Origin of the sequence: Ruminococcus albus AD2013 (assembly GCF_000526775.1) — a bacterium.
In the GTDB taxonomy this organism is placed as follows: Bacteria; Bacillota; Clostridia; order Oscillospirales; family Ruminococcaceae; genus Hominimerdicola; species Hominimerdicola alba_A.
On record NZ_JAGS01000001.1, the window covers coordinates 318,105 to 343,317 of the forward strand.

A 25,213-nucleotide genomic window follows, 5' to 3' on the forward strand; every position below is an offset into this window, starting at 1 on the left:
TGATGTTCGGTTCCTATAAAAATGAAGATGTTACAATACTCCTGAAAGATATCACAGGTCAGGTAAAGCCCCAGAGCACTGAGGAAAGAGAAAAACTCATACAAGGCGGCAGGCACTACTGCGAGATGCTGCCAATAGAGTACGAACCCTCGGAGCAGTATATGAAGTCATTCTATACCGCTCTTGATATGTACAGCGGAATTACCGCCGAAGCCGTAGGCAGGCTCGGTCAGCTTATATACAAAGATAAAGGTGAAAATGCAGTCCTTGTTTCCCTTGCAAGGGCAGGTACGTCCATCGGCGTATTGCTGAAACACTATATGGACAGAAAGTACGGCACAAACGTCGCTCACTATACTATCTCAATAATCCGCGGCAGAGGTATCGACAAAAATGCCATGGACTATATACTCGCCCGCCACAAACCGCAGTATATCCAGTTCATTGACGGCTGGACAGGTAAGGGCGCTATCACCCGTCAGCTTGAAGAAGCCATGAAAGATTATCCGCAGGTGAGTGCAGGTCTCGGTGTGCTTTCTGACCCCGCATTTATCTCCGAAAAATGCGGTACTCACGATGATTTTCTCATCGCCGGCAGCTGCCTTAATTCAACAGTATCTGGACTTCTCAGCAGAACTTTCCTGAGAAGTGATATCATAGGCGAAAAGGACTTTCACGGTGCGGTCTTCTACAAGGAACTTGCCAACAAAGACCTCACCTATAAATTTATAAACACAGTGGAGGAGCATTTCAGCTTTGAGGACTATGACCTCACCGACAATGCCGCCGACACAGCAGAAAACACTATGGAGGAGGTAAAAAGCATCTGCCGCGATTTCGGTATCTCTGATATAAATCTGGTCAAGCCCAGCATTGGCGAAGCCACAAGAGTGCTTCTGCGCCGTATGCCATGGAAAATGCTGGTACACAGTCTTGATGATAAAGAACATCTTGGACATCTTTATCAGCTTGCCGAGGAAAAGGGCTGTGAGCTTGTGGAGTACCCGCTGAAACATTACCGTGCCTGCGGGCTTATCAAGACGATGGCGGATAACTGATATGAGAAAGATATTACTTGCAAGCGACCTCGACAATACTCTGATACATTCCTATAAGCACAAGCGGGAGGGCGATATCTGCGTTGAGATGCTCAATGGTGCCGAGCAGGGTTTCATGAGCGCAAAAGTTCATGCACAGCTGTCCTCTCTACCGGATAATGTTGAGCTTGTCCCGCTTACGACTCGTTCCGTGGCGCAGTTTGAAAGGATACAATTGCCAGAGGGCTGTTACAGCAGGGCAATAACTACCAACGGCGCAATACTCATCGAAAAGGGTATTCAAAACGAGAAATGGCGCATGAGTGAAAAGCACTACGCCGATGAACTCATGCCGCTGATGGAAAAACTTCGTGCCGAACTTGACGGCAATGAGAAACTGAATGTGGTTAGGATAGTCGATGAGATGTACCTCTACATATCCTGCGCAAAACCCGAATATGTGGGAGAATTTATGGACAGATACAGTACTCTCACCGAACTTGACGTTATGCTTTCAGGCAGAAAGATATACTTCCTGCCCCCTGAAATAAACAAGGGAAAAGCCTTGAAGCGTCTTGCACAGGGTGAAAAGGATGCTTTCATTTTCGCGGCAGGTGACAGCACCATCGACCTGCCCATGCTTGAAGCCGCAGACTTAGCCATCATTCCCGAAGCTCTCGACTCGCTCCTTGAAAACCCAAACAGAAGCGTTTTCAAAGGCGATGGTGATTTCGCAGAATTCGTTATCGAAACACTTATCGATAAATGCAAAAAATAACTACAAAAGGCACTTTTGACATATATTGTCAGAAGTGCCTTTTTATACATTATTATAGAACTATTTTAAATATTAAGTCTGAACTCTCCATCAAATCCCGCAGTCTGTACAGGGGTGGAATATCCGTCCGTAACAGCAGTTCCGCTTATCTTAAGATGCATCAGACCATCTTCAATACCGATGACCTTCAGCTTGTAGTTTATAAGCGGTTCGTGCTCAAACACATATAAAGTGTCCTCACGCTCGATGGATTCTTCAACACTTCCCACTTCAAACTCCATGCCGATAGTATCACGGATATCAGCTTTACCCGTGGGAATTTCATTGATGACCAGCTTTGGAGATGCTTCTTCGTTACCGAACTGACCCTTTTCAAAACATACATCCATTGAGATAGTTTTGGATATGAAATCTCTTTCCTCGTCGATGTCTTCATCGTTATCGAATATATACAGCTTTGTCGAGTCGCAGTCCTTTACCTGAAACTCATATCCGCCTATATTGAGTTTTCCGCATTGTCTGTTTGTCATAACCGAACCTTATCTTTGATTGTATTGATGGGATATCACACATTCAGCTTATCCGAAGTCACCAGCTGACCGCCGCATGATGTGCAGAACTTTCCGTGATCGAATACTGCTCCGCACTGTACGCAGTGCAGTTTGCCGTCGTCTACAGGTGCAGATGGTGCAGCTGTCTGGGAAACGAGTGTTGAACCGCAAACTGTGCAGAATTTACCGCGCTCAAATGTTTTGCCGCAGATAGGGCATACAAGACCGCTGTTTTCAGGATCAGGTGCTGGCTGACTTCCCATAGGAACAAGTTCACCGCCGCAGGCAGTGCAGAACTTGCCTTTGTCAAGTATCTTGCCGCAAACCTTGCAAACCAGTTTGCCTGATGATTCTGCACTCGCATCAATGGGAGCAGAAACAGGTGCTGCTGGCTCGTTTGGCAGGGGAGCGGATACAGGTGTAGGTATCACTGAAGTCACAGGCGCCACTGGCGTGGGTATAGCCGAAACTGTTTCAGATGCCGCGCTTGCAGAAACGAGTTGACCTCCGCAAGCAGTGCAGAACTTGCCTTTGTCGTGAAGTTTGCCGCAGACTGCGCATTTCAGCCATTCTGCCACAGGAGCACTCTCAGGCACAGGTGCAGGAGCACTTTCAACTACAGCAGCAAGAGCGTTATCATTTACCGCAGGAACAAGCTTTCCACCGCAAGCGGTGCAGAATTTACCTTTATCATGGGGCTTGCCGCAGACTTCGCAAACAAGTCCCGTCGCTGGGGTTTCGGCAGCAGGAGCACTCTCAACCGCAGGTGCGGGAGCACTTTCAACTACAGCCGCAGGAGCGTTATCATTTACCGCAGGAACAAGCTTTCCACCGCAAGCCGTGCAGAACTTGCCTTTATCATGGGGCTTGCCGCAAACCTCGCATTTAAGTCCGCCTGCAGGAGTTTCAGTAGCTGTAATACTTTCAATAACAGGAGCGGGTTCAGGTTCTTTAGTCAGTGAGGGTGCGTTAGCAGATGTTTCATCAGCTGTGCCGACAGGTTTCAGCTCACCGCCGCAGGCAGTGCAGAACTTTCCTCCATCATGTATCTTGCCGCATACTGCACAGGCAAGCTTACCGTTTTCCGTCTCAACAACAGGTGCATCGGCAGGAACAAGAGCACCTCCGCAAGCCACGCAGAATTTGCCCTTGCTGTGCAGCTTTCCGCATTCGCTGCATTTCAGCCGGTTTTCCTCCTCGGCAGAAGTTTCAGCAACAGGAGTATTATCAATAACTGGATTATTCTCGGCAACAGGCTCATTCTCGGGCATATTAACAGGCTCGGGTTCGACGATCGGGGCAGTTTCGATAACAGGATCTTCCGCCACAGCTGTTTCAACAACAGGCGCAGTCTCAATAACAGCTTCGACTTCTGTGTATGTATCGTTATCAAGCTTTGTACCGCAGAATACACAGAATCCACCCGTGGTGTATTCCTTTCCGCATTGAGGGCAAGTACCCTTGGGTGCATTGTTGTTTTCGGCAGTCTTCAGCTTAAAAAACTCGGAAAGCTCACCGCCGCAGTACACGCAGAATTTTCCGCGCTTGCTTGTTTTTCCGCATTTATTGCATATCAGCATATATCCTCCTGACCCGACAAGCCTGAGGGGCGTTGCCGTAAAAATAATCTATACCGCAGTATGAAATCGGTTATTATAATTATAATATTAATTTGCCTAAATGTCAAGTGAAATTTGTCATATCCAACAAAAAAGCGACCGTCTCGACAGTTTCCTGACGAGGCGGTCTATAAAACTATACTTCGCAAAGATAATTATATCTTGCATTTAACGAATCTGATCACCAACATAGCATCGGTGACATTTACCCGGCCGTTGCCGTCGATATCGGCATTCTTTTCATTAGCAGAAAGCATAAGCTTTTTGCCTGAAATATGAGCCATTACAACTACGATATCTGTAATATTAACTTTGCCGTCGCCATTGATATCGTATTTTAATGTTGTTTTATTAACAGCAGTCTTTTTTGATTTGGAAGCCTTGCTGACCGTGATCTTGTAAACTCGGGTAGTTCCTGCAGGTGAAACGCATGAGATCTCGATAGTGTTTTTGCCGTCTTTAAGAGCGATCTCACCGGTACCGTATACATCCGAAGTGCTGCTGCTGGCTTCAGCTGAAACATTAATGCTGTCAGTGTCAGCTGATACCTTAGCGGTGTAGGAGTCAGTATAGCTGTTAAAAGCAGGGCTGATGGTTACACCTGAAATACTCAGAGAACTGAGATAATCGTTGTTGTCCGATTCTGAATCAGGCTTGGGGCAGCGTGTGGATGGCATATTGTTGTATACGGGTATCTTGAATTCCATTGCGGAATCAAGCACTTCGTCACTGTATGCCTTCAGAAGGCTGACAGCTTCATTGGCTTGTCCGAATACACAGGTCATGTACTGGTGTGCGAAATATCCGTTGCCGCCGTCGGTCATATCAAATTTCTGAAGATAAAGAGTATCCTGATCCTTGGTGATATAACCGTTGCCAAGGAATATCGAACCGCCCACTATGGACCTATACTGGTTTGTCCAAGGCAGCATATAGCTGTCGTTGTAGTTAGTTGCATATCTTGCAGCCATCTGACCTGCTGTCATCGAAGATGTAGCATAAGCACCTACATCGAAGAAATTGAAGTAGTTTTCATATCCCGCAACTGTACCAAGCGACTGAGGTGCGCCGTAAACGCCCTGTTCATTGCGGCATCTTGAAGCCAGATGGTAAGGCGAAACTCCTGATACTTCAGCAGCCTCCATAAAGGTATCTGCATATGAGAACCACTCACCTGTGTCGGGACAAGTATATCCGCCGTCCATGAAAGTACCGCGGAGTATAGCCTCAACGCCGTCCCTGGTATGTACCGATGGGTCATACGAAAGATTTTCAAACATGAATATGTAATTCTCACTCAGGAAATTTCTGGGGTCGAGATAATACTTTATTATACCGTCAGAAGCCGCTACCCAACCTGTATCCAGCTGATACCAGCTGTCAGTGTTAGGGTCGTAAGCACCTTTTGCTCTGGATTTCCATGAATCGGGAGCACCATTGTGTACAAGGTTTCTGCCGACTACGGTCTCCTCGCTAACTGCTGTATCCCAGTCGATACCAACGTGCTGAGCCTTGAATATCCAGTTAGGGTGCTGCTTATGCAGATCTCTGAGATAAATCCTGTAACTCTCGGGAAAAGCCTGAGAATCCAGATAGCTTTCAAAATCGCTGCTGTTATCAGCTGACTGAGAACCGCTTACAGATATAGAATCTGCGGGAACATATCCCACAAGAAGTTCAAATTGTATCTTGTACCAAAGCGTGCCGTTGCTGTCGTATTTCTCTCCGAGTATGCTTACTGCATCTCCGCCGTCGAGCCAGCCTTTGGCAGCTGAATTTTTATCTGCGTCTTTTCTGACGTCTATATATGTGTACGAACATACACCGTTGCTGTCCTGTGCTGCTGCAGCATTGATGATATTGCTTCCTGTCGCTGCTGCTGTTCCAAACATCATAGCAACTGCCATGAGCACAGCCGCTGTTCTTTTAAGTATCAACGAACTCACCTCCGGGTGAACAAAAGAGACATATTTTTATTATTGTTCTTAACTCGTACTGTTTGTTTTGTTGTATTCATATTATATAGTAAAATAATAACATTGTCAACCTTTGTGTTTATTAACGTAGGGCATATTTGGTTAAATTTAATTGCGTTGTTCATTGGTTACAAAATAATTACAGGCTATATAGATGCGATATAATTCCTCAAATACAATATATAGTGTAGGAAAATATGTTCTTATATATTTGTGGGCATTTTTCACGAATTTTTATAAGTGCATTTGACATTTTGCCCATCTTAGTGTCAGAAATTTATATTCGGGATTATCGATGCTAAAATTGTTACAAACTTTGTAACCGAATTCGCCCTGTATATCGCGAAAATCGATTGTTAAATATATTTATCATTGCATCGATTTTGATTTTAGTTAAAAGAAAATATGATGATATGAAACTTGCTCCTGAAATATAGTTTTTCAAGAAAACGTTTAAGATAAATATATTAGTCGATTTTACACGGATTCATAATAATTAAAAGATAAAACATGAAAAATTATTAGCTCCCGTACGCAATACAGCGCATACGGGAGCTATTTGGTTACCTGAGTTCAAGCAGACAGTTTTCAAGATCGAGTTCATAAACCAGCTCGGAGTTTTCTTTTCCTTCGTAGATTGGGTCGCGATAGAGTTCAAGTTCATGGTCAAAACCTTCAAGAAGGTAAGGGTCATTGAATTTTAAAACAGCATTACCATTTTTGCTGATAAGATCTTTCAGCTTTTCGTTTTCAACCGACTTGTGTGATTTTCCGTCGTAAATATATTCTATGTCATCGCTTTCATCGGTGATGTTCACCAGTATATCCGCACACTTTGCCGCGGGAGAATCTGCAGAAAACTTTTTTTTCGTGGGCGGCATGAAGTATATGCAGTTATCATTAAGATTGGTCATTCCAAGTTTTGTACTGCGTGTAGTTCCGAACCATTTGTAATATTCCGGATTTTCAAAAGAAGTAAGTTCATTGCCTTCTGTTTCGCAATAGTTTCTCAGATCCCATGTTGCATCGAAATCCCAGACCTCATCTCCGATGTAGGCAAAATTCCACACATGGCCTGATTCATCTGCACTTATCGCATCTGCATCGACCTTGCCGCAGTCTATATCCGCCATATTGAACAGAAGCTGTATTGCACTAGCGATACCATCACATACGGCTCTCTTTTTTACTATGGCGCCGTAAACAGACTGTGGTTCGTTGTTCACCATACCGGTACTGTTTACATGGTATTCGTCGTAGGCAACATTTGTGCATACCCAGTCATAAAGATAATAAGCTTTATCCGCATCAGTGGTGCATTCGGGCGGTATGCTTTCAACTATTTCTCTGGCGGCGGCAATTACTTCATCCGTGTGAGAAGCGGATTTCAGCACCGAATCCGAAAGCTTCAATCGGTAATAACCATTCTCTGTAAGTTTGTATTCACAGCCACCTGCCGTCATTGGCACATCGGGAAATGAGAGCCCTGCATACTGCCAGCCCAGATCAATAAGGGCAGAATCATATTCGACAGGGAATTCCAGTTCCTCGATCCCGTTCTCATAGGCGTAGCGTATAGCAAAAGCCACAGTATCCAGAGCAGTGTAATATCCGCTGTCATCACTGTATAACATAGGCACATATTCATCATATGGGCTTACATATGAAAGCCATTCCTCATATGGTTTGTCAAGATAATTGAATTTGATCTGCTTGTTGTATACCTGATAAAAACTGCCGTCTATCTCAAGCTGATGTGTCTTTGTCTCAAATTTGTACTCGCTGTTTTGTGCGACATCGGAACTTTCCACCGTCTGACTTGAAAGATTATCAGTGTTTTGAGACTTTGAAGTTTTATTGCAGCTTGAAGGTACAGTCATTGTAAGCATAAGTGCGGCTGCTGCCGACAAATATTTTTTTATGTTTATGACCATTTTGTTCTCCTTTGCAAGATCATCAGAAATAATGTATCTGTCGGGTACAGCATGAGCCATACCCGACAGAAGTCGTATTATTGAGGTGATTTGGTGTTTTTGCAAATTACTGCTCGATTATCTCAACGTCGTTGGCGCTGAGCTTCTTTGTCTCTTCCTCTGCAACTCTCTGGATAGCTTCCTCGCGGGACTTCTCCAGAGCGTCCTTCATGTCCTTGCCAAGGAACTCGGGCAGTGACATACCAGCCTGCTCGAACAGATCGTTCAGAGGGGGTACGCTCTTCATCAGACCGCTGAGGAAGTTAGCGGTAGAACCGCCGCCCTGTCCGCCGTTAGCGCCGCTGTCCCAAACAGTGATCTTGTCGATCTTGATGTTCTTGATAGCTTCTACCTGAATAGCTATCAGTTGCTCCATCTTGTCAGCGATGATAAGTCTTACAGCTGCATCTGCATCGCCGCCTGCAGCAGCAACTATCTGCTTCAGACCTTCTGCCTGCTTGGTGAGTATTTCCTGATTACCCTTAGCCTCAGCTTCCATCTTAGCGAAGATAGCGTCAGCTTCACCCTTTGCCTTGCGTCTTGTAACTTCAGCCTGTGCCTCAGCCTGGATCTCAGCCTGCTGCTTGCTGATCTCAGCCTTAACGATAACGTCAGCCTTCTGGGTAGCCTTTTCCAGCTCTGCTCTTGTAAGCTCTGCTTCCTGCTGAGCGATGTAAGCCTCCTGCTTAGCCTTTGCAGCCTGAACTGCCTCGGCAGCGGTAGCTTTACGCAGAGATTCTGCTTCTCTTTCTCTTCTCTCAGCCTCGGACTGTGCAACGGCTACCTTAGCATCGTTCTCACCCTTGATAGCGTCAGCGTTTGCAGCTGCAACTTCGATCCTCTGCTCTTTCTGTGCGTGTGACTGACCGATCTCACCGTCTCTGTGCTTCTCTGCAACGCTCTTCTTAGCGTCGTTGATAGCCTTAGCGGCAGCCTCTTTACCGAGAGCTTCCAGATATCCGGATTCGTCTGTGATATCGGTAACGTTAACGTTTATCAGTTTAAGACCGATCTTTTTCAGCTCGATCTCAACGTTGTTGGATACTGCCAGCAGGAACTTGTCTCTGTCGGAGTTGATCTCTTCGATATCCATTGTAGCGATGATAAGTCTCAGCTGACCGAAGATGATATCCTTAGCCAGTTCCTGTATCTCCATCAGCTTCAGACCGAGAAGTCTTTCAGCGGCGTTCTGCATGATGCCGGGTTCGGTAGAGATACCAACAGTGAATCTTGAAGGAACATCGATACGGATATTCTGCTTTGAAAGCGCATTTTTCAGGTCAACGTTTATGGATATAGGTGTCAGGTCCATGTACTCATAGGACTGTATTACAGGCATGATGAATGCCGCACCGCCGTGGATACATCTGGCACTCCTTGCCTGACCGTTCTTGTCTGTACCAACTTTACCGTAGATGACAAGCACCTTGTCAGAGGGGCATTTTCTGTATCTTGAAAGTATAGCCATAAGTGCTGCGAAAAGTACCGCAACTATAACGCAAATAATAATGATCGACTCGGTTCCCATAGTTATTCTCCTTTATCTGTCAAAGAATTTGTTTTGTGTGAGATGTTGTCTTTTTTCTTTGTTCTGATCTTCTTTATCTTTCTTTCGGGAATGGGCGATAACATCGGTATGTTCCCGTGAACTGCTTGCCGTCCGATTCATATCGGTATACGGACTTTTGAAGTATGTTTTTCATGTTCTTCTCCTTTATTTTTCGGATATGTCATATCCGGCTTTTTCAGCTATCGCTTCTTTGAATCTTGAATATGGACGTTCTTCATTCGGATCAAATGTTATTTTTTCACCGTTTATGACATATACTTCAGTTGCATCAAGATCTTTCAATTCGGTATCTCCGTCACTTGTTCTGCGTACAATATAGTGGTAATTTCCGCCAAAGTCAGAAGCAGCTGAGTATTCATCGATCATAGCTTCAACTTTTTTTAGATACTCGTCTTTCATATCAAACTTGCTCTCATCGGTAATTTGTAAAGATAACGATATATAAGCAGTTTTAGTGTTTGCAAATGTTTTCATGTCCATATCAGACAAGATAAGGCAATTATCCGGTGATATATATTCCTTGACTTTGTCATCGTTGTAATAAGATTCTCCTATATGTATATGGTCCGCAGCTGTATCAGAAGGAATAAGGAAAATACTATATCCGTCACCTGTTGATGTAAAAGTGAAATCGGAATCAGACTTGAGATCAAAATACTTAGGCATGATGTTTTGGCACATATCTGCTTTTACAATATCCATCATTTCAGTATCAAGAAATGCCATCATTTCCATGTCGGCATATTTGTATACGTTTTTTTATGTACTCGATCATGCTTTGATCGTCAAATGAAGAATAGTAATAGCTTGCTCTGCTGTCAAGTTCTGTATTTCTCACGTTCCCGTTTTTGTCTTTATATTCTATATCATATATTTTGTATCTGACAGGTAGCTTTATCGGAGCTTCCTTATTGGTATAAAACCCGCTTTCGGTAACGGTTATCTTGTAGTCACCTTTAAATGTCTTGTCGAACAGCTTTTTGTATCTTCTCTCGTAATTGATTCCGCTGCACCATGAAAACCATATCCCACCTGCAACACCCACAATGGCTGCTGCGGATATCAGTGCGGCTTTTGCTTTTGTTCTCATTCAAATTACCTCTTCTCTCTTTTTTTGCCTTAACCAAAAGCCGTCTTGTTGTCTGCCTTCTTTTGTCCTACACATAAGTTATTGTCTCTTTTTTATGTCTCTTTCTTTTGTATTTTTATACGTCCTGTTGTCTTCCTTCTTCTGTCCTACACATAAGTTATTGTCTCTTTTTTTATGTCTCTTTCTTTTGTTTTTTATACGTCCTGTTGTCTTCTTTCTTCTGTTCTACACATGGATATTTTTGTCTCTTTTATTCTTTTTGTCTCTTCTCTTGTCTTATAGTTTTTTATTTATTTCCCGTGTCATTTTGACTTTTTTTCTATCTTTACCACGGAGATCTATCAAGCATCTTTTTCTACTACCACATCGTCACCGCGTACATCTACCACAACTACCTTGGTTCCTGTTTTCAGCATTTCTTCGCCCTCATTGAAAGCACCAAGCTCCATCATCTGCCCCTGCAGCGTCATGGTTATCTTTCCCATTCCCTGATTTTTCGGCGGGCAGGGGATATATACCGTTGCACTCTCGCCAATTGCGTTTCTCAGGTCAACAGTTCCGTTCTCTGCAAGTCTCATGGAAAGCTGTACCATCTTTGCTACCAGTGCCATCGTACCGATACCAAGCAGTATTCCTACCGGAAGAGCCGCAAGACTGGGTACTCTTGAACCTACCAGAACTATCGATGACCAGCTGAACACTGTAAGGAATGCAACTATCGTCTGTAAAGTGAAGAAGTGCATCGAGGTGTCCGTAACGTTATCGTTGATAGAATGATCGTGGAAGTCGCCGCTGTGGTGTGCGTCGATATCGCCGTGTCCGCCGCTAACATCGTGGTGGATATCAAATCCGTGATGTCCGCCGATGTCATGGCCGATATCGAAGTTGTGTCCTCCCACATCGGTGTGCATATCCAGTCCCGAGGTATCGCTTACGTCGTGAGCACCGTGGTGCATTCCGAACATTGCCAGCAGGGTTTGAAGTATAAGTAACATTGTTGAAGGAAAGGCGATGCAGTAAAGTACTTTCAGCAGTCCGCTGAGCCCGTTCCACCATATATCAAATCTTTCCATCATATTTCCCGCCTCCTTTTACGCAGGTAAATTTGTCTTGTAAATTTAATTTACCTTAGTATACACCAAAACTTTTACTTTGTCAAGAGGTTTTTCAAAAAAATTTTTACAGAATCGTAGTATTATAATATATAATACCTTTATAATATAGAAAAATCAATTCTGATTTACCTTTTAGGTAAATGACATATCCGCATAAAGTAAATATCTCATTCTATCAATGTAAATCTAAATGTTAAATTTCTGTGAAACTCTTGCAATTTTATAAAAAGTGTGGTATAGTATACGTAAACAGAATTGACACGTAAAGGAGGCTAACAAATGGACGCAAAGAATATAGGCCGTATTATAAAGGAAGCCCGCCTCGCAAAAAAGATGACACAGAACGAGGTAGTAGGCGATTTCATAACAAGAAATATGCTGAGCCAGATAGAGAGCGGCAGTGCGATGCCGTCGGTAAAGACCCTTGAATATCTCTGCAAAGTGCTTGATATACAGCTTGAAGCCTACGATACCTCACCTGCCGCAGATACAGGTATGGTGAGTTATATCGAACTTCGTAACCTCTACGCAGCAGGCGTTTATGAGGAGATAGTAAAAGCGGAGCCGCCCCACGGCTACATCGATGAGTTTACAGCACTGAAAGCCCGTGCTTGCCTGCATCTTGCGGAACAGCTTACAGAGAATGACGACATAGCAGCTTTTCAGCGGGCAGTAGAACTTGCCAAAAAGGCACAGGAACTTTCAACACAAGGTATTTTTGCAGATATAAACGCTCATGACAAAGCTGAACAGCTCATAAAAAAAGCCGCTGCAAAGCTGAGCGCTTATTACAGCAGCCTTATCTGATAATAGATAAAGGAGAACAACATTATGGATTTCATTATAGATATAGCAGAAGAATTTGTTATCGGTTTTCTTAACAGCAGATATGTACCCCGTCCGGTAAGGATTATCCTCCGTGCAATGTTTTTCATGCTCTGCATAGCAGTAAGCATATTTGTGATAGCCGCAGGCATCTATGTTATCCTGAAACATTCCATCGCCATAGGTTCGGTTTGCGCAGTTATGGGTGTGACTATGCTGATACGTTCAGCAAAAATGTTCATCGGTGCACTCAGCAGAAACTGAAAATCCAAATTTCAAGCCATAGTATTTCCGATCATTTGTCAGAAGTACTATGGTATTTTTATTGACATTTCTTAACCGCTGTGCTATAATGATTTCTAACAAAAATCGGAAGAGCGCAGTACAAAAAAAATGACGGCTATAATCTTCTGCCAAATATTTCTTTTGTACCACTTGCAATATTTAAAAAAATGTGTTATAATATAGTATAATTAATTACAACGGAGGTGCAGCTTTGAAAATACAGGAATCTGCCGAGAATTATCTTGAAAGCATACTCATGATCAGTGAGCGCAAAGGCGATGTAAGAAGCATCGATATAGTCAACGAACTTGAATTTTCCAAGCCCAGCGTCAGCATAGCCATGAAGAATCTTCGTGAGAACGGATATATCCTCGTTGATAAGGATGGCTACATCACACTTACAGATAAAGGTATGGAGATAGCTGCAAAAATGTATGAGCGTCATAAGCTGTTTTCCAAGCTGTTCGTATCATTGGGCGTAAGCGAAGCTACCGCTTCCAAAGACGCCTGCCGTGTTGAACATATCCTCAGCGATGAGACATATGCGGCTATCAAGAAGGTTTTGAAAGAAAAAGGTCTTGTGGAATAATTTCATAAAAATCAACGGCGGAGCGTGTAGCCCCGCCGTTTTTATTTTCCGAGTTTATCCAGTGTTTCGTCAAGTATCACTTTTCGGAGTTCTGTCAGCCATTCCGAGAAAGCCACAGTATCTGTACCGTAAGTCAGATTTAACTCACGCTCATTTTCAGACCATGTATCCAGCGGTGATTCATTGTGCTGTATCAGGGCTTCAAGCTTGTCAAGTGCCTTGAACAGTTTTGCTTCTATCGTTTTCTGTTCTTCCATCTCCCGATACAGTGCCTTGAAATAAGAAGAAATTTCCGCGGGCAGAGAACCTACCCATTTATTCAGAAGTCTGTCTTCGGTCTCACGGTCTTTGTCAGTTTTGCTGAATGTGGGTATGTCACCTGTGAAACATTCCCCAAGGTCGTGTATAATGCACATTGCAGTCAGCTTGTTTATGTCGGCTTCGGAAAATTCTCCGCGAAGGAGTATCGCCATCAGCGCTAGCCGCCAGCTGTGTTCTGCCACACTTTCGGTACGTCTTCCTGAGGTCGTACAGTGCCTTGTGGTGTCTTTCAACTTTTCTGCGGTGTGCAGTATTTCCAGATATTCTTTCGGTGTCATGCTTCCTCCGTATATCATGGCGCTATCTCAGCCATTATCTTCAGTGCTGTGTTCAATCCGTCTACTGCCGCACTCATTATTCCTCCTGCATAGCCAGCACCCTCACCGCAGGGGTAAAGATTTTCACAGGAAAGGGAAGTCATTTTGTCTTTGTCCCTTGTTATCCTCACTGGTGAACTCGTCCTCGTTTCGGGTGCACAGAGAAGTGCTTTTCCGTCCCCGAAGCATTTCATCTTTCTTGAAAAAACTTTCAGCCCCGTGCGCATCATTTCTGTCACCTGCTTAGGGAAAATTTTCTCGTAATCCACTGCTGTCACTCCGAGAGAATAGCTTGGTTCTATGTCCGTATCTAGGTCTGCTTTGCCATCAAGAAATCCCTTTACGCTTGAAGCGCAAGCCTTGTAACTGCCCGCAGCCTTGTAAGCTTTCTGCTCTATTTCCCGAGCAAAGTACATACCGTCAAGGGGCTTACTGCCGAAATCTTCTGGTGTTACCGATACCACCAGCGCCGAATTTGCATTCACGCCGTCTCGGGCGAATACGCTCATACCGTTGGTGACAGTACCGCTAGTTTCCGAAGCAGCTGGCACTACCGTACCACCCGGGCACATACAAAAAGTGTACGCCGCCCGACCGCTTTTGTCGCGGTGAGAAAGCTGATATTCGCCCTTTGGCAGCATGGGACTTCCCGCATACTCTCCGTACAGGCTTCTGTCAACCTCCGTCTGTCTGTGCTCTATCCTCGCACCAACCGAGAACGGCTTAGCTTCAAGGAATATCCCTTTCCTGTGAAGCATCTCGAATGTATTTCTTGCCGAATGTCCTATCGCCAGTACAACAGCGGAGACTTCTTCTCGTCCCTCCGTAAATTTTACAGCCTCGGCACGCCTGCCATCCAGTTCGATATCGTTAAGCTCTGTACCGAACCTTATCTCTCCCCCAAGCTCGATAATGCGTTCCCTTATCGCCTTTACAACTCCCCTCAGCCTGTCCGTGCCGATGTGGGGCTTAGCCTTTGTGAGTATCTCCTCGGGAGCTCCAAAGTTCACCATTCTCTCCAGCACGTATCTGCAAAGTGGGTCTTTTATCCTCGTTGTGAGTTTTCCGTCCGAGAATGTTCCTGCACCGCCCTCACCGAATTGTATGTTGGATTCTTCATTGAGTATTCCCGTGCTCATGAAACTTTCCACCGAAGCCACACGGTCTTCAATGCACTCGCCCCGTTCAAGTATAAGGGGACGATATCCCTGTTCAGCCAGCGCCAGTCCGCAGAACATTCCTGCAGGACCGAAACCTGCGATGACCACACGTCCCCTGACTTTGTTCTTCGATATCACAGGGTCGAATCCCGCAGGCGCAGCATAGATAAATGCTGCGTTCTTTTCCGCCACACGTCTTTCTGCTTCACTGCTTCCAAGGGTGAATATCACCGAATGTACATAGTGTATATTATTTCTCTTTCTCGCATCGAGAGAAGTCTTGTATATATGGGCGCCGTGTATTTCAGCAGGCGATACCCCGAGCTTTTTTCGTGCCGTTTCAATTACACTTTTCTCATCTGTTCCCGGTGCGGAACTTATCATATTTACTATAACAGGCATTTTTGTACCTCCAAAAAAGCGGCTCGACATTTTCCGCGCCGAACCGCTGTTTATCATTTTATTATGAGATCGCAGAGTCTGCAGAACTGCTTTCGTTTGTTTTCGGTTTGGATACAGTGATCTGCACCTCGTTTGTACCGAAGCACCAGACGTTCTTTTTGCCCTCTGCGTATACAGTTGCTTCCTTGGTATATGAACCGACTTCCTTGATATCACTGAGTGATACTTTTGCGTGGATATCATCGTCTGTCAGGCTCTCTATCACTTCGGTCGGGCCGTAAAGCACCACATTCGGCAGCTTTTCATTCTCTATCTCGCTGGTGAATACGGCTGGAGTACCTACAAGGTCTATGTTCTCCGAATCTAGGGTGAATGTTGCAGAGCTGTAACCCTCTTTGTCGAAGCTGACGGTTATTGAATCACTGCCGCTCATATTGACTTCACCTTTGTTCTTCTGAGGTATCTTAAAGGAGAATTTTCTTTTGAGGTCGATACTGCTCAGTGGAATATCACCAAGTACTATATCCTCCTCGTCGGGATCGTCAAGATGCGGCGTTATCACCGCTACCTTGTCATCAGAGAGCTTCATCGGTATCGAAGATGTATCAAATCCCTCAGGCACACCAGTGATATTCACCTTCAGGTTAAGCACTTTCTTTTTGAAGATCTCGAACTTTACATTGTAATCCGAAGCACTTCCTGCAGTGAATTTCGAGCTGTCCAGCTTGTTGCTGTCAGCATCGTAGAATACCAGTTCCTCCGCCTGCATAGATTTATCTTCCGAAAGCTTTTTGGATTTCGATATCCTTGCCGATACTCTGTCTATCTTGTCAAGCTCGTTTTTGGGACCGCTGATAGTTATTTCCTCAGGTGTCACCGAGGTCTTGTTAAGAGTATAGCCTTCTTCCGCCGAAACCAGCGGAGCTTCCGCAGTTACCTCGATAGTCTTCTGAGTTATCCTGTCAAAATCTACATCAATGGTATCTGGCGATACCGACACTATCGTACATCTGTCCGCGGGATGATTGCTTTTCACGTCGATATCCAGCGTATACATGCCTTCTTTTGTCACATCTTTAAGATTCACCGTAGCGATAAGATCATTTTCCGTATACGTTCCTATCTCATAGTTCATGCCTTTTATTTCCACATCTACGGTAATATCCTTGTAATTCAGAGCCTCCAGACCTTTATCCTCAGCTATGGTGCCGTTCATATTGAAATCAACATGAACACCCGTTATAGTCTTGTTTATGGTCGGGAACTGGGTTATTGACATTATGAACCAGCTTATCACCGCGATAATGAAAGCCAGTATCCTCAGCGAAAAGTCTGTGCCCTTGTCTTTGATGTTCTTGATCTTCTTGGATATCGGAGTGTTCTTGGCGTTATCTTTTACTTCTTCCATCTTGAGAACACCCTTCCTGCTAAAGATTTTTCTTTGCCCGAGCTGCTTTCCTTATCGGTTATCAGCGAGGAAGTCAGCAGCTTTTTCAGGGATTCTTTGGTGTATCCCCTTGTAAGCTCGCCGTTCTCAGCCACCGATATAGCACCTGTCTCCTCGGATACAACTATTACCAGTGCGTCCGAATTCTCGCTCATGCCGATAGCAGCTCTGTGTCTTGAACCCAGCTGCTTGTTTATCAGCTCGTCTTTCTGCGGCCTTGGCAGAAAACAGCCTGCCGCAAGTATTATACCGTCCCTGACTATCACCGCGCCGTCATGCAGCGGAGTATTGGGGTAAAAGATATTTCCGAATACAGCAACAGACGGCGTACAGTTGAGTACTGTGCCCGTAGCTATCTGCTCACCCAGTTTTGTCTTGCGTTCACATATTATCAGCGCACCCGTCTTGCTCGATGACAGATTCTGTGCCGCGTCGCATATAGCTTCTATCGCACCGCTCCATTTCATCTCATCCGAGGTCGCGTCCTGCGGATTAAGGAAACTCAGCTCTGCTATCTTTGTACGTCCCACTTTTTCCAGCATACGCCGAAGCTCGGGCTGGAAAAGTATGATAAGTGCCAGAAAGCCCCACTGAAAACACAGTTTCAGCAGAAAGCGCATAGTGTTGAGATTGAACAGGTAAGCCACCGCATAGCTTCCAAGCAGCACCGCGATACCCTTTGTCAGCTGCTGTGCCCTTGTCTCACGGATAAGCTTGATGCCGTTGTATATAAGAAAATAAAGTATGATTATGTCAACAATATCGTTTATACGTATATTGAGAAACACGCCCCATATAGAATTCAAGGTCTCTTGTATTGACTGAAGCATATTCCACACCCTTTGCAAAAAAGTAAATGAACTCTACATTCTTTAATATTATAGCATAATCCATAAAAAAGTACAAGACTTCACACCTGAAATTTTTATACAAATTGTAACTTATCTCCCAATATTTTTTCATACTTGTTACAAAAGCGTATCAGCCCGATAATACGCACTATTCCCGCCCTTAATACCCTCTTCGAACCGTATTTGCAGCTCCAAATGGTTAAAATTTCGGTACAATTTTCCATATATCATTGACAAAAATAAAATATCAGCGTATAATAAATATGTATGTGCGATAAGCAGCATTACCCCTCCGAAATGGAAGGGGATACTATTATTAATGAAGGAGTGTGTACAAGTGGACGATGCCGATAATTGCCGAACGTGCTGTGCTGCCGTGATAAGGCGTTTTCCGCCTGTGCAGTTTATATGATCTGACTCATGGCAGCAGCATGATCGTGCATGGTAGCCCTTGACATTTTGGAGGGATAGATATGTATGAAAAAGTTTTGCAGCTGCTGACAGAACGTGATTTCAAGAGTATCCGCGGGATATTCATTGAGATGAACGAAGCCGATGTGGCTTCTCTGCTCCAGCGGTTCCATGATGACCATGAAGCCGATAAACGCGACCTTATCGTGCTTTTCAGGCTTTTAAACAAAGATATCGCCGCCGATGTTTTCGCCTATATGGACAGCGATATGCAGATGATGCTCATCAATGCTTTCTCCGATAAGGAGCTTCAGGAGGTCATCGACGACCTCTACGTAGATGATACCGTTGATATTATCGAAGAAATGCCCGCCAATGTGGTGGCGAGGATAATCAGGTCGGCTGATACCGAGACCCGTAAACAGATAAACCAGATACTTAAATACCCCAAGGACAGCGCAGGCTCGGTAATGACTACCGAGTATGTCTACCTGAAAAAGGAGTATACCGTTAAGGAAGCTTTTGAATGGATACGCCATGTGGGCGTTGTGAAGGAAACGGTCTACACCCTGTATGTTACCGAGAGCCGTGTACTTATAGGCGTTCTTTCCCTCCTCGATCTCATCACAGCCGATGAGAACGATAAGATAGAGGATATCATGGAGACCAATATCATCACCGTGAGCACTCTTGAGGACAGAGAGCTTGTGGCTTCAAAAATGGCTAAGTACGACTTTGCAGCCATGCCCGTTGTGGATAAGGATATGCGACTTGTTGGTATCATCACCTACGATGACGCCATGGACGTTATCGAAGAGGAGACCACAGAGGACTTCTCGAAGATGGCAGCCGTTGCTCCCAGTGAAGAATCATATTTCAAGACCTCTGTTTTCGCCCATGCCAAAAACAGGATAATGTGGCTTCTGGTGCTGATGCTTTCCGCTACCCTTACAGGCGCGGTGGTAAACCATTATCAGGAAGCTTTCGCGGCAGTACCCGTGCTGGTGTCATTCCTTTCAATGCTCAGCGGCACAGGCGGTAACTGCGGTTCCCAGACCTCCACCCTCGTTATCAGAGGTATGGCTCTGGGGGAGATAAATATGCGTGATTTCTTCAAGGTGATATTCAAGGAATTCCGCATAGCCATCGTCTGCGGAATTATACTTTCAATAGTCAACGCAGGCAGGATAATACTTGTTTACCATAACGATACTACCGTTAACTGCTATAAGCTGGCGTTCACTGTAAGCGGCGCGATACTTCTTACGGTTATACTCTCCAAGCTGATAGCGGCAATGCTCCCCATGGCGGCGAAAAAGCTCAAACTCGACCCCGCCATAATGGCAGCACCCCTTATCACAACTATCGTGGATACCTGTTCCACCCTTATGTTCTTCGTGCTGGCAACAATAGTATTCGATATAAAGTAAAACCAACAGCCCCTGCAGAGTTTTCTCCGCGAGGGCTGATATTGTATATCATAAAAAGCGCTCCACAAAAGTGAAGCGCTCAGTTTATTATCAGTCGATCTTAACGGTCCAGCCGAAAGTATCGGGGATCTTGCCCCACTGGATACCTGTCATGGTATCATACAGCATCTGGGAGATCTTGCCTATCTTGTTGTCGTTGATAGTCATTACCTTGTCGCCCCACTTCAGGTGGCCAACAGGGGAGATAACAGCAGCAGTACCTGTGCCGAATACTTCGTCCAGCTTGCCCTCGTCGTAAGCCTTGGCAACTTCCTCGATGGTAATGCGTCTCTCGCTACAGGGGATACCCTTGCTCTTACATACTTCCAGCGCACTCTTTCTTGTGATGCCAGGCAGTACCGAACCTGTCAGCTTAGGTGTAACTACCTCGCCGTCGATAACGAAGAATATATTCATTGAACCAACTTCTTCGATGTACTTCTGCTCAACGCCATCCAGCCACAGAACCTGCTCGTAGTCCTGATTGTGAGCCTCATCCTGACCCTTCAGGGAGATAGCGTAGTTAGCAGCAGTCTTAGCAAAACCTGTACCGCCACGAACCGCTCTTACGTACTTCTGCTCAACATAGATCTTAACAGGGTTCAGACCTGTGGAGTAGTAAGCGCCGGAAGGCGAAAGGATTATGATGAACAGATAGTGATCTGCGGGTCTTACGCCAACATAAGGATCGGTGGCGAAAATGAAAGGTCTGATGTACAGTGAAGCACCATCGGTGTGAGGTACCCAGTCCTTCTCGATCTCGACCAGCTTCTTGGTAGCTTCTACCATGAATTCCTCGTCGATCTGAGGGATTACCATTCTCTCAGCAGATACGTTCATTCTCTTGTAGTTTTCGTCAGGTCTGAACAGCTGAACACTGCCGTCAGCAGTTCTGTAAGCTTTAAGACCCTCAAATATCTCCTGACCATAGTGCAGGCACATTGCGGAAGGAGAGAGTGAGATGTTGTCAAAAGGAACGATGCGTGCATCGTGCCAACCCTCGCCGGCATCATAGTTCATAACGAACATATGGTCTGTGAATATGTGACCGAAACCAAGCTTAGTCTCGTCAGTAGGCTTAGCCTTAGGAGTTTTGGTCAGTTCGATTTTGATTTCCATAGTGATCCTTCTTTCTTAAAAATTGATCTGTATCTATTATAATACACTTTCTCTGATTTTTCAAGGGGTAAAATGACATTTCTTGAAATATTTCTTATTTTTTCCTGCAAAATTACTGTCTCTGCTCACGAAGAATCCCCATTAAACCACTATGGCTTGCATTTTTTGCATCACGATTCTCCAAATTTTACTAAGTTCCATCTTACACAATATCCCGTCTCCGATATATGTTCACAAAAAGTGCTTGACAAATCTCTGGAAAAGTTGTATATTATAGACTATATTTGTGTACTAAGTCAATTAATTTTAAACGGAGTGATGAAACAATGAGTTTTAAGACCAAAGCCGCAGCCCTTGTTATGGCTGCTGTTACCGTCGGAAGCACCTTGTCGGCAATGCCTGTGTCTGCGGCGGTACAGACCTCTGCACCCGCAGCTTATGATATATCTTCATCAAAAGCCCCCACTGCGAGATCGGTATATACTTCCACTGCCAAGTCGATAACCATAAACTGGGATAAAGCAGACGGAGCAACGGGATACTATATATACAGATGGTCCTCCTCTGCCCCCACATGGGTAAGGATAGGCACCGCCTCAGCGGCAGCATCTTCATATACCGATAAAAAGGTCACTGCATCTGCATCATTTAAGTACTATGTGGTTGCTTTTAAAAAGTCGGGCAGCAAGCGTATCATGAGCAACAGGAGCGGCGAGATATCAGCCTGCACCAAGCCCTCGGCTCCGATTATTGTTGATACCTCAGCCGATACCACTTCTTTTACGGTTTCCTGGGATAGAGTAAAATGCAGCGGCTACGAAGTCAGCTACATGAAAAGCGGCGGCTCATGGAGCACTCCTAAGAAGGTCACTTCTTCTGCTTCCACCTCACTTGATATCACAGGACTCAAAGCCGATACAAAGTATTCCGTCAGGGTAAGGGCTTTTGTAAAAGCAGATAACGGCAGTACCGTATACAGCAGTTGGTCATCCGCTGCTAATGTCAATACCAAGGCTATCCCTGCTCCCGAACCCGATTTCGGTTACAAGAGGAGCAGCCAGTACCTTATCGACCGACTTGATAAAGCCACTGTTTCTTCCAAAAAGAATACCTACTACGAGTGCAACCGTCAGGGGGATACCGAGAAAAAGACCCTCATAACCATAAGCGATACTGATATGGCAACCATCAAGCGCTTTGTGGATACTCACTATACCTCAGATATGACAGATGGAGAATTTCTGGATTACACCGTTCAGTGGCTCAACAAGAAGATCTCATATGCCGATGGCAACCACGGCCCCGCATACAGCACTATATGGAACAGGAGCCATGTTGATAACTGCTTCAACTACAAGGTAGGTCAGTGCATACAGTATAATTCCACAATATGTGCCGTTATGAGATATCTGGGCTATGATGCAAGAGTGGTACAGGGCTGGCGCGGTTCATCTCTCGGCAACAAGTGGCAGCACTTCTGGTGTGAAGTTACCATAAACGGCAAGGACTACGTCATGGATTCCTACAACTACGGCACCGACGGCGACTGGTATTTCGTTTGTGCAACCTACGGTGAGACCAGACCATACTCATATAACTCGCATTATATTATGAATAATAAGCTGATGTGATGTTCGGTTAATCCGTGAACTCGTAACCGTTTTACGTCAGGTAAAATAATAAAAATGACCGGTCAATGCCCGCAGAGAATAACCCTCCGCGGGCGTTTTTTTATGCATAATAAAAAAGCCTTTCGTCCTGCGAAAGGCTTTTGGTATATGCAATTATTACTGCTTCTTGAAGTTTACGGTCACGCCAGATTCGGAAAGGGAGATAGTCTTGCTGTCAACAATGTCGAATTCCATTGTAGTGTCGTCATCGCCGGAAGCGTCCTTGAGGATTATCTTCTTGTCCTTGACTTCCCATTCGATCTTGTCGTCGTCTGAAGACTCACCGCCGAATGCCATCTTAGCAGTGTGATCCTTTTCCAGTGTGATGGTCATGCCGACTGCTTCTGCTTCGGACTTCCATGTGCCTACATACTTGCTGTCGCCGCAGCTTGTCAGCATAAAGCAGCACATTACTGCAACCATTATCATTGCAACAAACTTTTTCATTTTCTTGACCTCCTTGTTTTTTCGCAGATATTCTGCACTTACAAGAAAATTTTAACATTTATATTTCAAAAAGTCAAGAGAAACGCTATTGTTGCAAATACATTTAAATTTTTTAAACAACAGCCGCAGGATAATGTGAACATTTTTTGATATTCATCACAATTTATGATCTGACATATCAAAAGCCCTGCTGACTTTTACGTCCGCAGGGCTGATACTTTTATCTCTTCTGATTTTTAACAAGCTTCAGTGTGCTGAAGATACCAATAACGTCAGCCAGCAGAAGTCCTGCCAGCATAGCCATCCAAGGGGTGTACTGCGCCTGAACGAAGGATTTCTGATCCGTGCCGATGATCTTTTCGGTTATCTTGTCCGCACCGAAAGCCGAAAATAATATGGATAGTGCAAACCTCAGATTTATCAGACATATCACCGCCAGTACCGTGTATATCAGGCTTTTTCCCAGAGCGCTCATGCTGTCCTCATATTTGTAAGCCATCGCTCCTTTGCACAGACATACTATGCACATTGCAAAAAACAGCAGATACCCCGCGAAAACTCCGCAGGTCATAACCTTGCTTCCCGTATCCACTATCCTGTTCAGCATCGTGAACAGCTCCACCGTGAATAAAAACGATACTACCATGCACACCAGCGTGCTCACACAAAAGCTCTTTTCCCGAGGTTTCAGCTCGGGGCGTTTTATCCTGACAGGCATTTATTTTTCCTCCGTAAATGTTATTTTTACCCGACCTATCTTCTGTTCGTCCTGCATATGTATCTCCATCTCAAAGGGAGGCGAGAATATCCTTTCGCCCTCCTCGGGTATCCTGTCAAGAAGCTCCATTATCCAGCCACCCACAGAATGTCTTTCCGTTTCGATGGCATTCTCGTCAAGCTCCCATCTTTCCAGAAAATCCGAGATGGAAAGTTCAGCCGATACTTCACAGGAATTATCCGAAAGCTTTACAAAAGAAGTGTCCTCCTCATCGCTCTCGTCGTATATCTCCCCGACGAGTTCCTCGATGATATCTTCAAGTGTGCATATGCCCGCAGTACCGCCGTACTGATCGACAACCACCGCCATATGCACCTTTTCTTTCTGCATAAGTTTAAGTGTCTCGGATATCTTTTTGCTCTCTGTGATGTATATAGGCTCGCCAAGTATTTTCGTGATGTCTTTTTTGCCCTTAGATACATACATCTCAAAGAAATCCGCCTGATGTATCACACCGATGATATGGTCGATGTCCTTCTCGTATACAGGCAGTCTTGAATATCTCGTCTTAAAGAAAAGCTCCTTTATATCCTCGATATCGTCTTCAAGTTCTACTGCCTCTATACTAACACGGGGCACGAAAATACTGCTTATGGTTATCTCATCGAAGTCCAACGCAGAACGCACAAGGTCGGATTCCTGTTCTTCCAGCACGCCCTCGTCCTCGATCTCCTCGATGATGTATTTCAGCTCTTCCTCGGTAACAGATGGGGATTCGTTGTTAGAACCCACCAGCTTGACGGCACCCTTTTTTATACCTGTAAACAGCCATATCAGCGGGGTAGTTATGAACATGAAAGCTGCAAGGGGAGCAGCCATCAGCACAGAGAAACTCTCCGCATTCTCCTTAGCCAGACTTTTCGGCAGTATCTCACCGAAGATAAGTACCAGCACCGTCATTACCGCCGTTGCGATACCAACGCTGCCCGAACCGAACTTTTCGGTGAAAAACACAGTCGCCAGTGCCGATGAAGCAATATTCACCACATTGTTTCCGATGAGTATAGCCGTCAGCGCCTTATCGAAGTTCTCGCATATGTACAGCGCCTTAGCCGCACTTTTGCTGCCGCCGTCTGCCATTTTTTTCAGCCTTATCCTGTTACACGAGGAAAAGGCGGTCTCGGTAGCCGAGCATACTGCCGAAAGTATCAGCAGCAAGGCTATCAAAGCAATGTCCATAAAAGAAACGATCATCCTTTCAGTGTTAACTTAGTGTCCTTTATATAATAACATACTTTTCCTCAAAAGTAAAGAGATTATTAAGCAAATACGCGAATAATGACCGTATAAAGCGATTGTATACATACATTTCCAATAATTCCCATCGAGTATTCCTTGTGATATTTTATGCTTTCGCTGTAAATATTACTTAATTTACTTCGTTAACTTAAATTTCTTGACATACATGGTGGG

At 44.8% G+C, this 25,213-nt stretch carries 23 protein-coding genes; 7 read left to right on the forward strand and 16 right to left on the reverse strand.

The genetic code is table 11. The features are described 5' to 3' along the window. The first annotated feature begins 2 nt into the window (after window positions 1–2). The gene (locus tag N773_RS0101345) at window positions 3–1,058 is read left to right on the forward strand and encodes a cysteine protease StiP family protein (protein WP_024856088.1); all 1,056 of its coding nucleotides are present in this window, start codon (window positions 3–5) and stop codon (window positions 1,056–1,058) included. 1 nt (window position 1,059) lies between these two features. Next, window positions 1,060–1,815 (forward strand): HAD hydrolase family protein, encoded by a 756-nt coding sequence (locus N773_RS0101350; RefSeq protein ID WP_024856089.1) that lies wholly within the window; start codon window positions 1,060–1,062, stop codon window positions 1,813–1,815. A gap of 65 nt (window positions 1,816–1,880) precedes the next feature. Here the strand turns inward: N773_RS0101350 and N773_RS0101355 are convergent, their stop codons facing one another. From N773_RS0101355 to N773_RS0101390, 8 genes are all read right to left on the reverse strand, one after another. Then, the gene (locus N773_RS0101355) at window positions 1,881–2,345 is read right to left on the reverse strand and encodes a hypothetical protein (protein ID WP_024856090.1); all 465 of its coding nucleotides are present in this window, start codon (window positions 2,343–2,345) and stop codon (window positions 1,881–1,883) included. 35 nt (window positions 2,346–2,380) lie between these two features. Beyond that, on the reverse strand, window positions 2,381–3,946 hold the full coding sequence (locus tag N773_RS0101360; protein ID WP_024856091.1) for a hypothetical protein: 1,566 nt from the start codon (window positions 3,944–3,946) through the stop codon (window positions 2,381–2,383). A gap of 194 nt (window positions 3,947–4,140) precedes the next feature. Continuing rightward, the gene (locus tag N773_RS0101365) at window positions 4,141–5,922 is read right to left on the reverse strand and encodes a dockerin type I domain-containing protein (protein WP_024856092.1); all 1,782 of its coding nucleotides are present in this window, start codon (window positions 5,920–5,922) and stop codon (window positions 4,141–4,143) included. Window positions 5,923–6,524: 602 nt separating this feature from the next. After that, window positions 6,525–7,955, reverse strand: coding sequence for a transglutaminase domain-containing protein (locus N773_RS0101370; protein WP_080678275.1), 1,431 nt, complete (start codon window positions 7,953–7,955; stop codon window positions 6,525–6,527). A 46-nt stretch (window positions 7,956–8,001) separates the two neighbouring features. Continuing rightward, window positions 8,002–9,462, reverse strand: a complete 1,461-nt coding sequence (locus N773_RS0101375) for a flotillin family protein (RefSeq protein ID WP_024856094.1) — start codon at window positions 9,460–9,462, stop codon at window positions 8,002–8,004. A gap of 186 nt (window positions 9,463–9,648) precedes the next feature. Continuing rightward, a complete protein-coding gene (locus N773_RS22825) occupies window positions 9,649–10,233 on the reverse strand; it encodes a hypothetical protein (protein WP_242840337.1) in 585 nt (194 codons plus the stop codon). Then, a complete protein-coding gene (locus tag N773_RS22830) occupies window positions 10,217–10,594 on the reverse strand; it encodes a hypothetical protein (RefSeq protein ID WP_043537724.1) in 378 nt (125 codons plus the stop codon). Before N773_RS22830 ends, N773_RS22825 begins: the two co-directional genes overlap by 17 nt. 341 nt (window positions 10,595–10,935) lie before the next feature. Then, entirely contained in the window at window positions 10,936–11,670 is a 735-nt protein-coding gene (locus N773_RS0101390; RefSeq protein ID WP_024856095.1) for a hypothetical protein, read from the reverse strand. A gap of 318 nt (window positions 11,671–11,988) precedes the next feature. Between N773_RS0101390 and N773_RS0101395 the strand changes: the two genes are divergently transcribed. The 3 genes from N773_RS0101395 (at window position 11,989) to N773_RS0101405 (ending at window position 13,408) form a co-directional block, all read left to right on the forward strand. Continuing rightward, the gene (locus N773_RS0101395; RefSeq protein ID WP_024856096.1) at window positions 11,989–12,516 is read left to right on the forward strand and encodes a helix-turn-helix domain-containing protein; all 528 of its coding nucleotides are present in this window, start codon (window positions 11,989–11,991) and stop codon (window positions 12,514–12,516) included. A 24-nt stretch (window positions 12,517–12,540) separates the two neighbouring features. Continuing rightward, on the forward strand, window positions 12,541–12,798 hold the full coding sequence (locus N773_RS0101400) for a hypothetical protein (RefSeq protein WP_024856097.1): 258 nt from the start codon (window positions 12,541–12,543) through the stop codon (window positions 12,796–12,798). A gap of 232 nt (window positions 12,799–13,030) precedes the next feature. Beyond that, entirely contained in the window at window positions 13,031–13,408 is a 378-nt protein-coding gene (locus N773_RS0101405; RefSeq protein WP_024856098.1) for a metal-dependent transcriptional regulator, read from the forward strand. 41 nt (window positions 13,409–13,449) lie between these two features. Here the strand turns inward: N773_RS0101405 and N773_RS0101410 are convergent, their stop codons facing one another. The 4 genes from N773_RS0101410 to cdaA form a co-directional block, all read right to left on the reverse strand. Then, on the reverse strand, window positions 13,450–14,007 hold the full coding sequence (locus tag N773_RS0101410; protein ID WP_024856099.1) for an HD domain-containing protein: 558 nt from the start codon (window positions 14,005–14,007) through the stop codon (window positions 13,450–13,452). A gap of 14 nt (window positions 14,008–14,021) precedes the next feature. Continuing rightward, window positions 14,022–15,608, reverse strand: a complete 1,587-nt coding sequence (locus N773_RS0101415) for an NAD(P)/FAD-dependent oxidoreductase (protein WP_024856100.1) — start codon at window positions 15,606–15,608, stop codon at window positions 14,022–14,024. Between the two features lie 61 nt (window positions 15,609–15,669). Continuing rightward, on the reverse strand, window positions 15,670–17,016 hold the full coding sequence (locus N773_RS0101420) for a CdaR family protein (RefSeq protein WP_024856101.1): 1,347 nt from the start codon (window positions 17,014–17,016) through the stop codon (window positions 15,670–15,672). Beyond that, a complete protein-coding gene (gene cdaA / locus N773_RS0101425) occupies window positions 17,004–17,885 on the reverse strand; it encodes a diadenylate cyclase CdaA (protein ID WP_024856102.1) in 882 nt (293 codons plus the stop codon). Before cdaA ends, N773_RS0101420 begins: the two co-directional genes overlap by 13 nt. A 494-nt stretch (window positions 17,886–18,379) precedes the next feature. Here cdaA and mgtE point away from each other — a divergent pair, with 494 nt between their 5' ends. Next, complete coding sequence (gene mgtE, locus N773_RS0101435) at window positions 18,380–19,747, forward strand: magnesium transporter (protein ID WP_024856103.1); 1,368 nt, start codon at window positions 18,380–18,382, stop codon at window positions 19,745–19,747. A 90-nt stretch (window positions 19,748–19,837) separates the two neighbouring features. Here the strand turns inward: mgtE and N773_RS0101440 are convergent, their stop codons facing one another. Continuing rightward, entirely contained in the window at window positions 19,838–20,905 is a 1,068-nt protein-coding gene (locus tag N773_RS0101440) for a branched-chain amino acid aminotransferase (protein ID WP_024856104.1), read from the reverse strand. A 326-nt stretch (window positions 20,906–21,231) separates the two neighbouring features. Between N773_RS0101440 and N773_RS0101445 the strand changes: the two genes are divergently transcribed. Then, a complete protein-coding gene (locus tag N773_RS0101445; RefSeq protein WP_024856105.1) occupies window positions 21,232–22,536 on the forward strand; it encodes a fibronectin type III domain-containing protein in 1,305 nt (434 codons plus the stop codon). 156 nt (window positions 22,537–22,692) lie between these two features. On the opposite strand, the gene N773_RS0101450 is transcribed toward N773_RS0101445, so the two are convergent. From N773_RS0101450 to N773_RS0101460, 3 genes are all read right to left on the reverse strand, one after another. Further along, on the reverse strand, window positions 22,693–23,022 hold the full coding sequence (locus N773_RS0101450) for a hypothetical protein (RefSeq protein WP_024856106.1): 330 nt from the start codon (window positions 23,020–23,022) through the stop codon (window positions 22,693–22,695). 220 nt (window positions 23,023–23,242) lie between these two features. Next, a complete protein-coding gene (locus N773_RS0101455; protein ID WP_024856107.1) occupies window positions 23,243–23,740 on the reverse strand; it encodes a hypothetical protein in 498 nt (165 codons plus the stop codon). After that, entirely contained in the window at window positions 23,741–24,979 is a 1,239-nt protein-coding gene (locus tag N773_RS0101460) for a hemolysin family protein (protein ID WP_024856108.1), read from the reverse strand. It lies immediately after the preceding gene. Between the last annotated feature and the right edge of the window lie 234 nt (window positions 24,980–25,213).

Excerpts from the sequence above, each read along its gene's own strand:
- N773_RS0101395 (WP_024856096.1), top strand. The coding sequence starts at position 11,989 with ATGGACGCAAAGAATATAGGCCGTATTATAAAGGAAGCCCGCCTCGCA.
- N773_RS0101345 (WP_024856088.1), top strand. The coding sequence starts at position 3 with ATGTTCGGTTCCTATAAAAATGAAGATGTTACAATACTCCTGAAAGAT.
- N773_RS0101370 (WP_080678275.1), bottom strand. The coding sequence starts at position 7,955 with ATGGCTCATGCTGTACCCGACAGATACATTATTTCTGATGATCTTGCA.
- N773_RS0101390 (WP_024856095.1), bottom strand. The coding sequence starts at position 11,670 with ATGATGGAAAGATTTGATATATGGTGGAACGGGCTCAGCGGACTGCTG.
- N773_RS22830 (WP_043537724.1), bottom strand. The coding sequence starts at position 10,594 with ATGAGAACAAAAGCAAAAGCCGCACTGATATCCGCAGCAGCCATTGTG.
- cdaA (WP_024856102.1), bottom strand. The coding sequence starts at position 17,885 with ATGCTTCAGTCAATACAAGAGACCTTGAATTCTATATGGGGCGTGTTT.
- N773_RS0101415 (WP_024856100.1), bottom strand. The coding sequence starts at position 15,608 with ATGCCTGTTATAGTAAATATGATAAGTTCCGCACCGGGAACAGATGAG.
- mgtE (WP_024856103.1), top strand. The coding sequence starts at position 18,380 with ATGTATGAAAAAGTTTTGCAGCTGCTGACAGAACGTGATTTCAAGAGT.
- N773_RS0101455 (WP_024856107.1), bottom strand. The coding sequence starts at position 23,740 with ATGCCTGTCAGGATAAAACGCCCCGAGCTGAAACCTCGGGAAAAGAGC.
- N773_RS0101375 (WP_024856094.1), bottom strand. The coding sequence starts at position 9,462 with ATGGGAACCGAGTCGATCATTATTATTTGCGTTATAGTTGCGGTACTT.
- N773_RS0101410 (WP_024856099.1), bottom strand. The coding sequence starts at position 14,007 with ATGACACCGAAAGAATATCTGGAAATACTGCACACCGCAGAAAAGTTG.
- N773_RS0101460 (WP_024856108.1), bottom strand. The coding sequence starts at position 24,979 with ATGGACATTGCTTTGATAGCCTTGCTGCTGATACTTTCGGCAGTATGC.
- N773_RS22825 (WP_242840337.1), bottom strand. The coding sequence starts at position 10,233 with ATGATGGCATTTCTTGATACTGAAATGATGGATATTGTAAAAGCAGAT.
- N773_RS0101400 (WP_024856097.1), top strand. The coding sequence starts at position 12,541 with ATGGATTTCATTATAGATATAGCAGAAGAATTTGTTATCGGTTTTCTT.
- N773_RS0101420 (WP_024856101.1), bottom strand. The coding sequence starts at position 17,016 with ATGGAAGAAGTAAAAGATAACGCCAAGAACACTCCGATATCCAAGAAG.
- N773_RS0101450 (WP_024856106.1), bottom strand. The coding sequence starts at position 23,022 with ATGAAAAAGTTTGTTGCAATGATAATGGTTGCAGTAATGTGCTGCTTT.
- N773_RS0101355 (WP_024856090.1), bottom strand. The coding sequence starts at position 2,345 with ATGACAAACAGACAATGCGGAAAACTCAATATAGGCGGATATGAGTTT.
- N773_RS0101350 (WP_024856089.1), top strand. The coding sequence starts at position 1,060 with ATGAGAAAGATATTACTTGCAAGCGACCTCGACAATACTCTGATACAT.
- N773_RS0101360 (WP_024856091.1), bottom strand. The coding sequence starts at position 3,946 with ATGCTGATATGCAATAAATGCGGAAAAACAAGCAAGCGCGGAAAATTC.
- N773_RS0101445 (WP_024856105.1), top strand. The coding sequence starts at position 21,232 with ATGAGTTTTAAGACCAAAGCCGCAGCCCTTGTTATGGCTGCTGTTACC.
- N773_RS0101440 (WP_024856104.1), bottom strand. The coding sequence starts at position 20,905 with ATGGAAATCAAAATCGAACTGACCAAAACTCCTAAGGCTAAGCCTACT.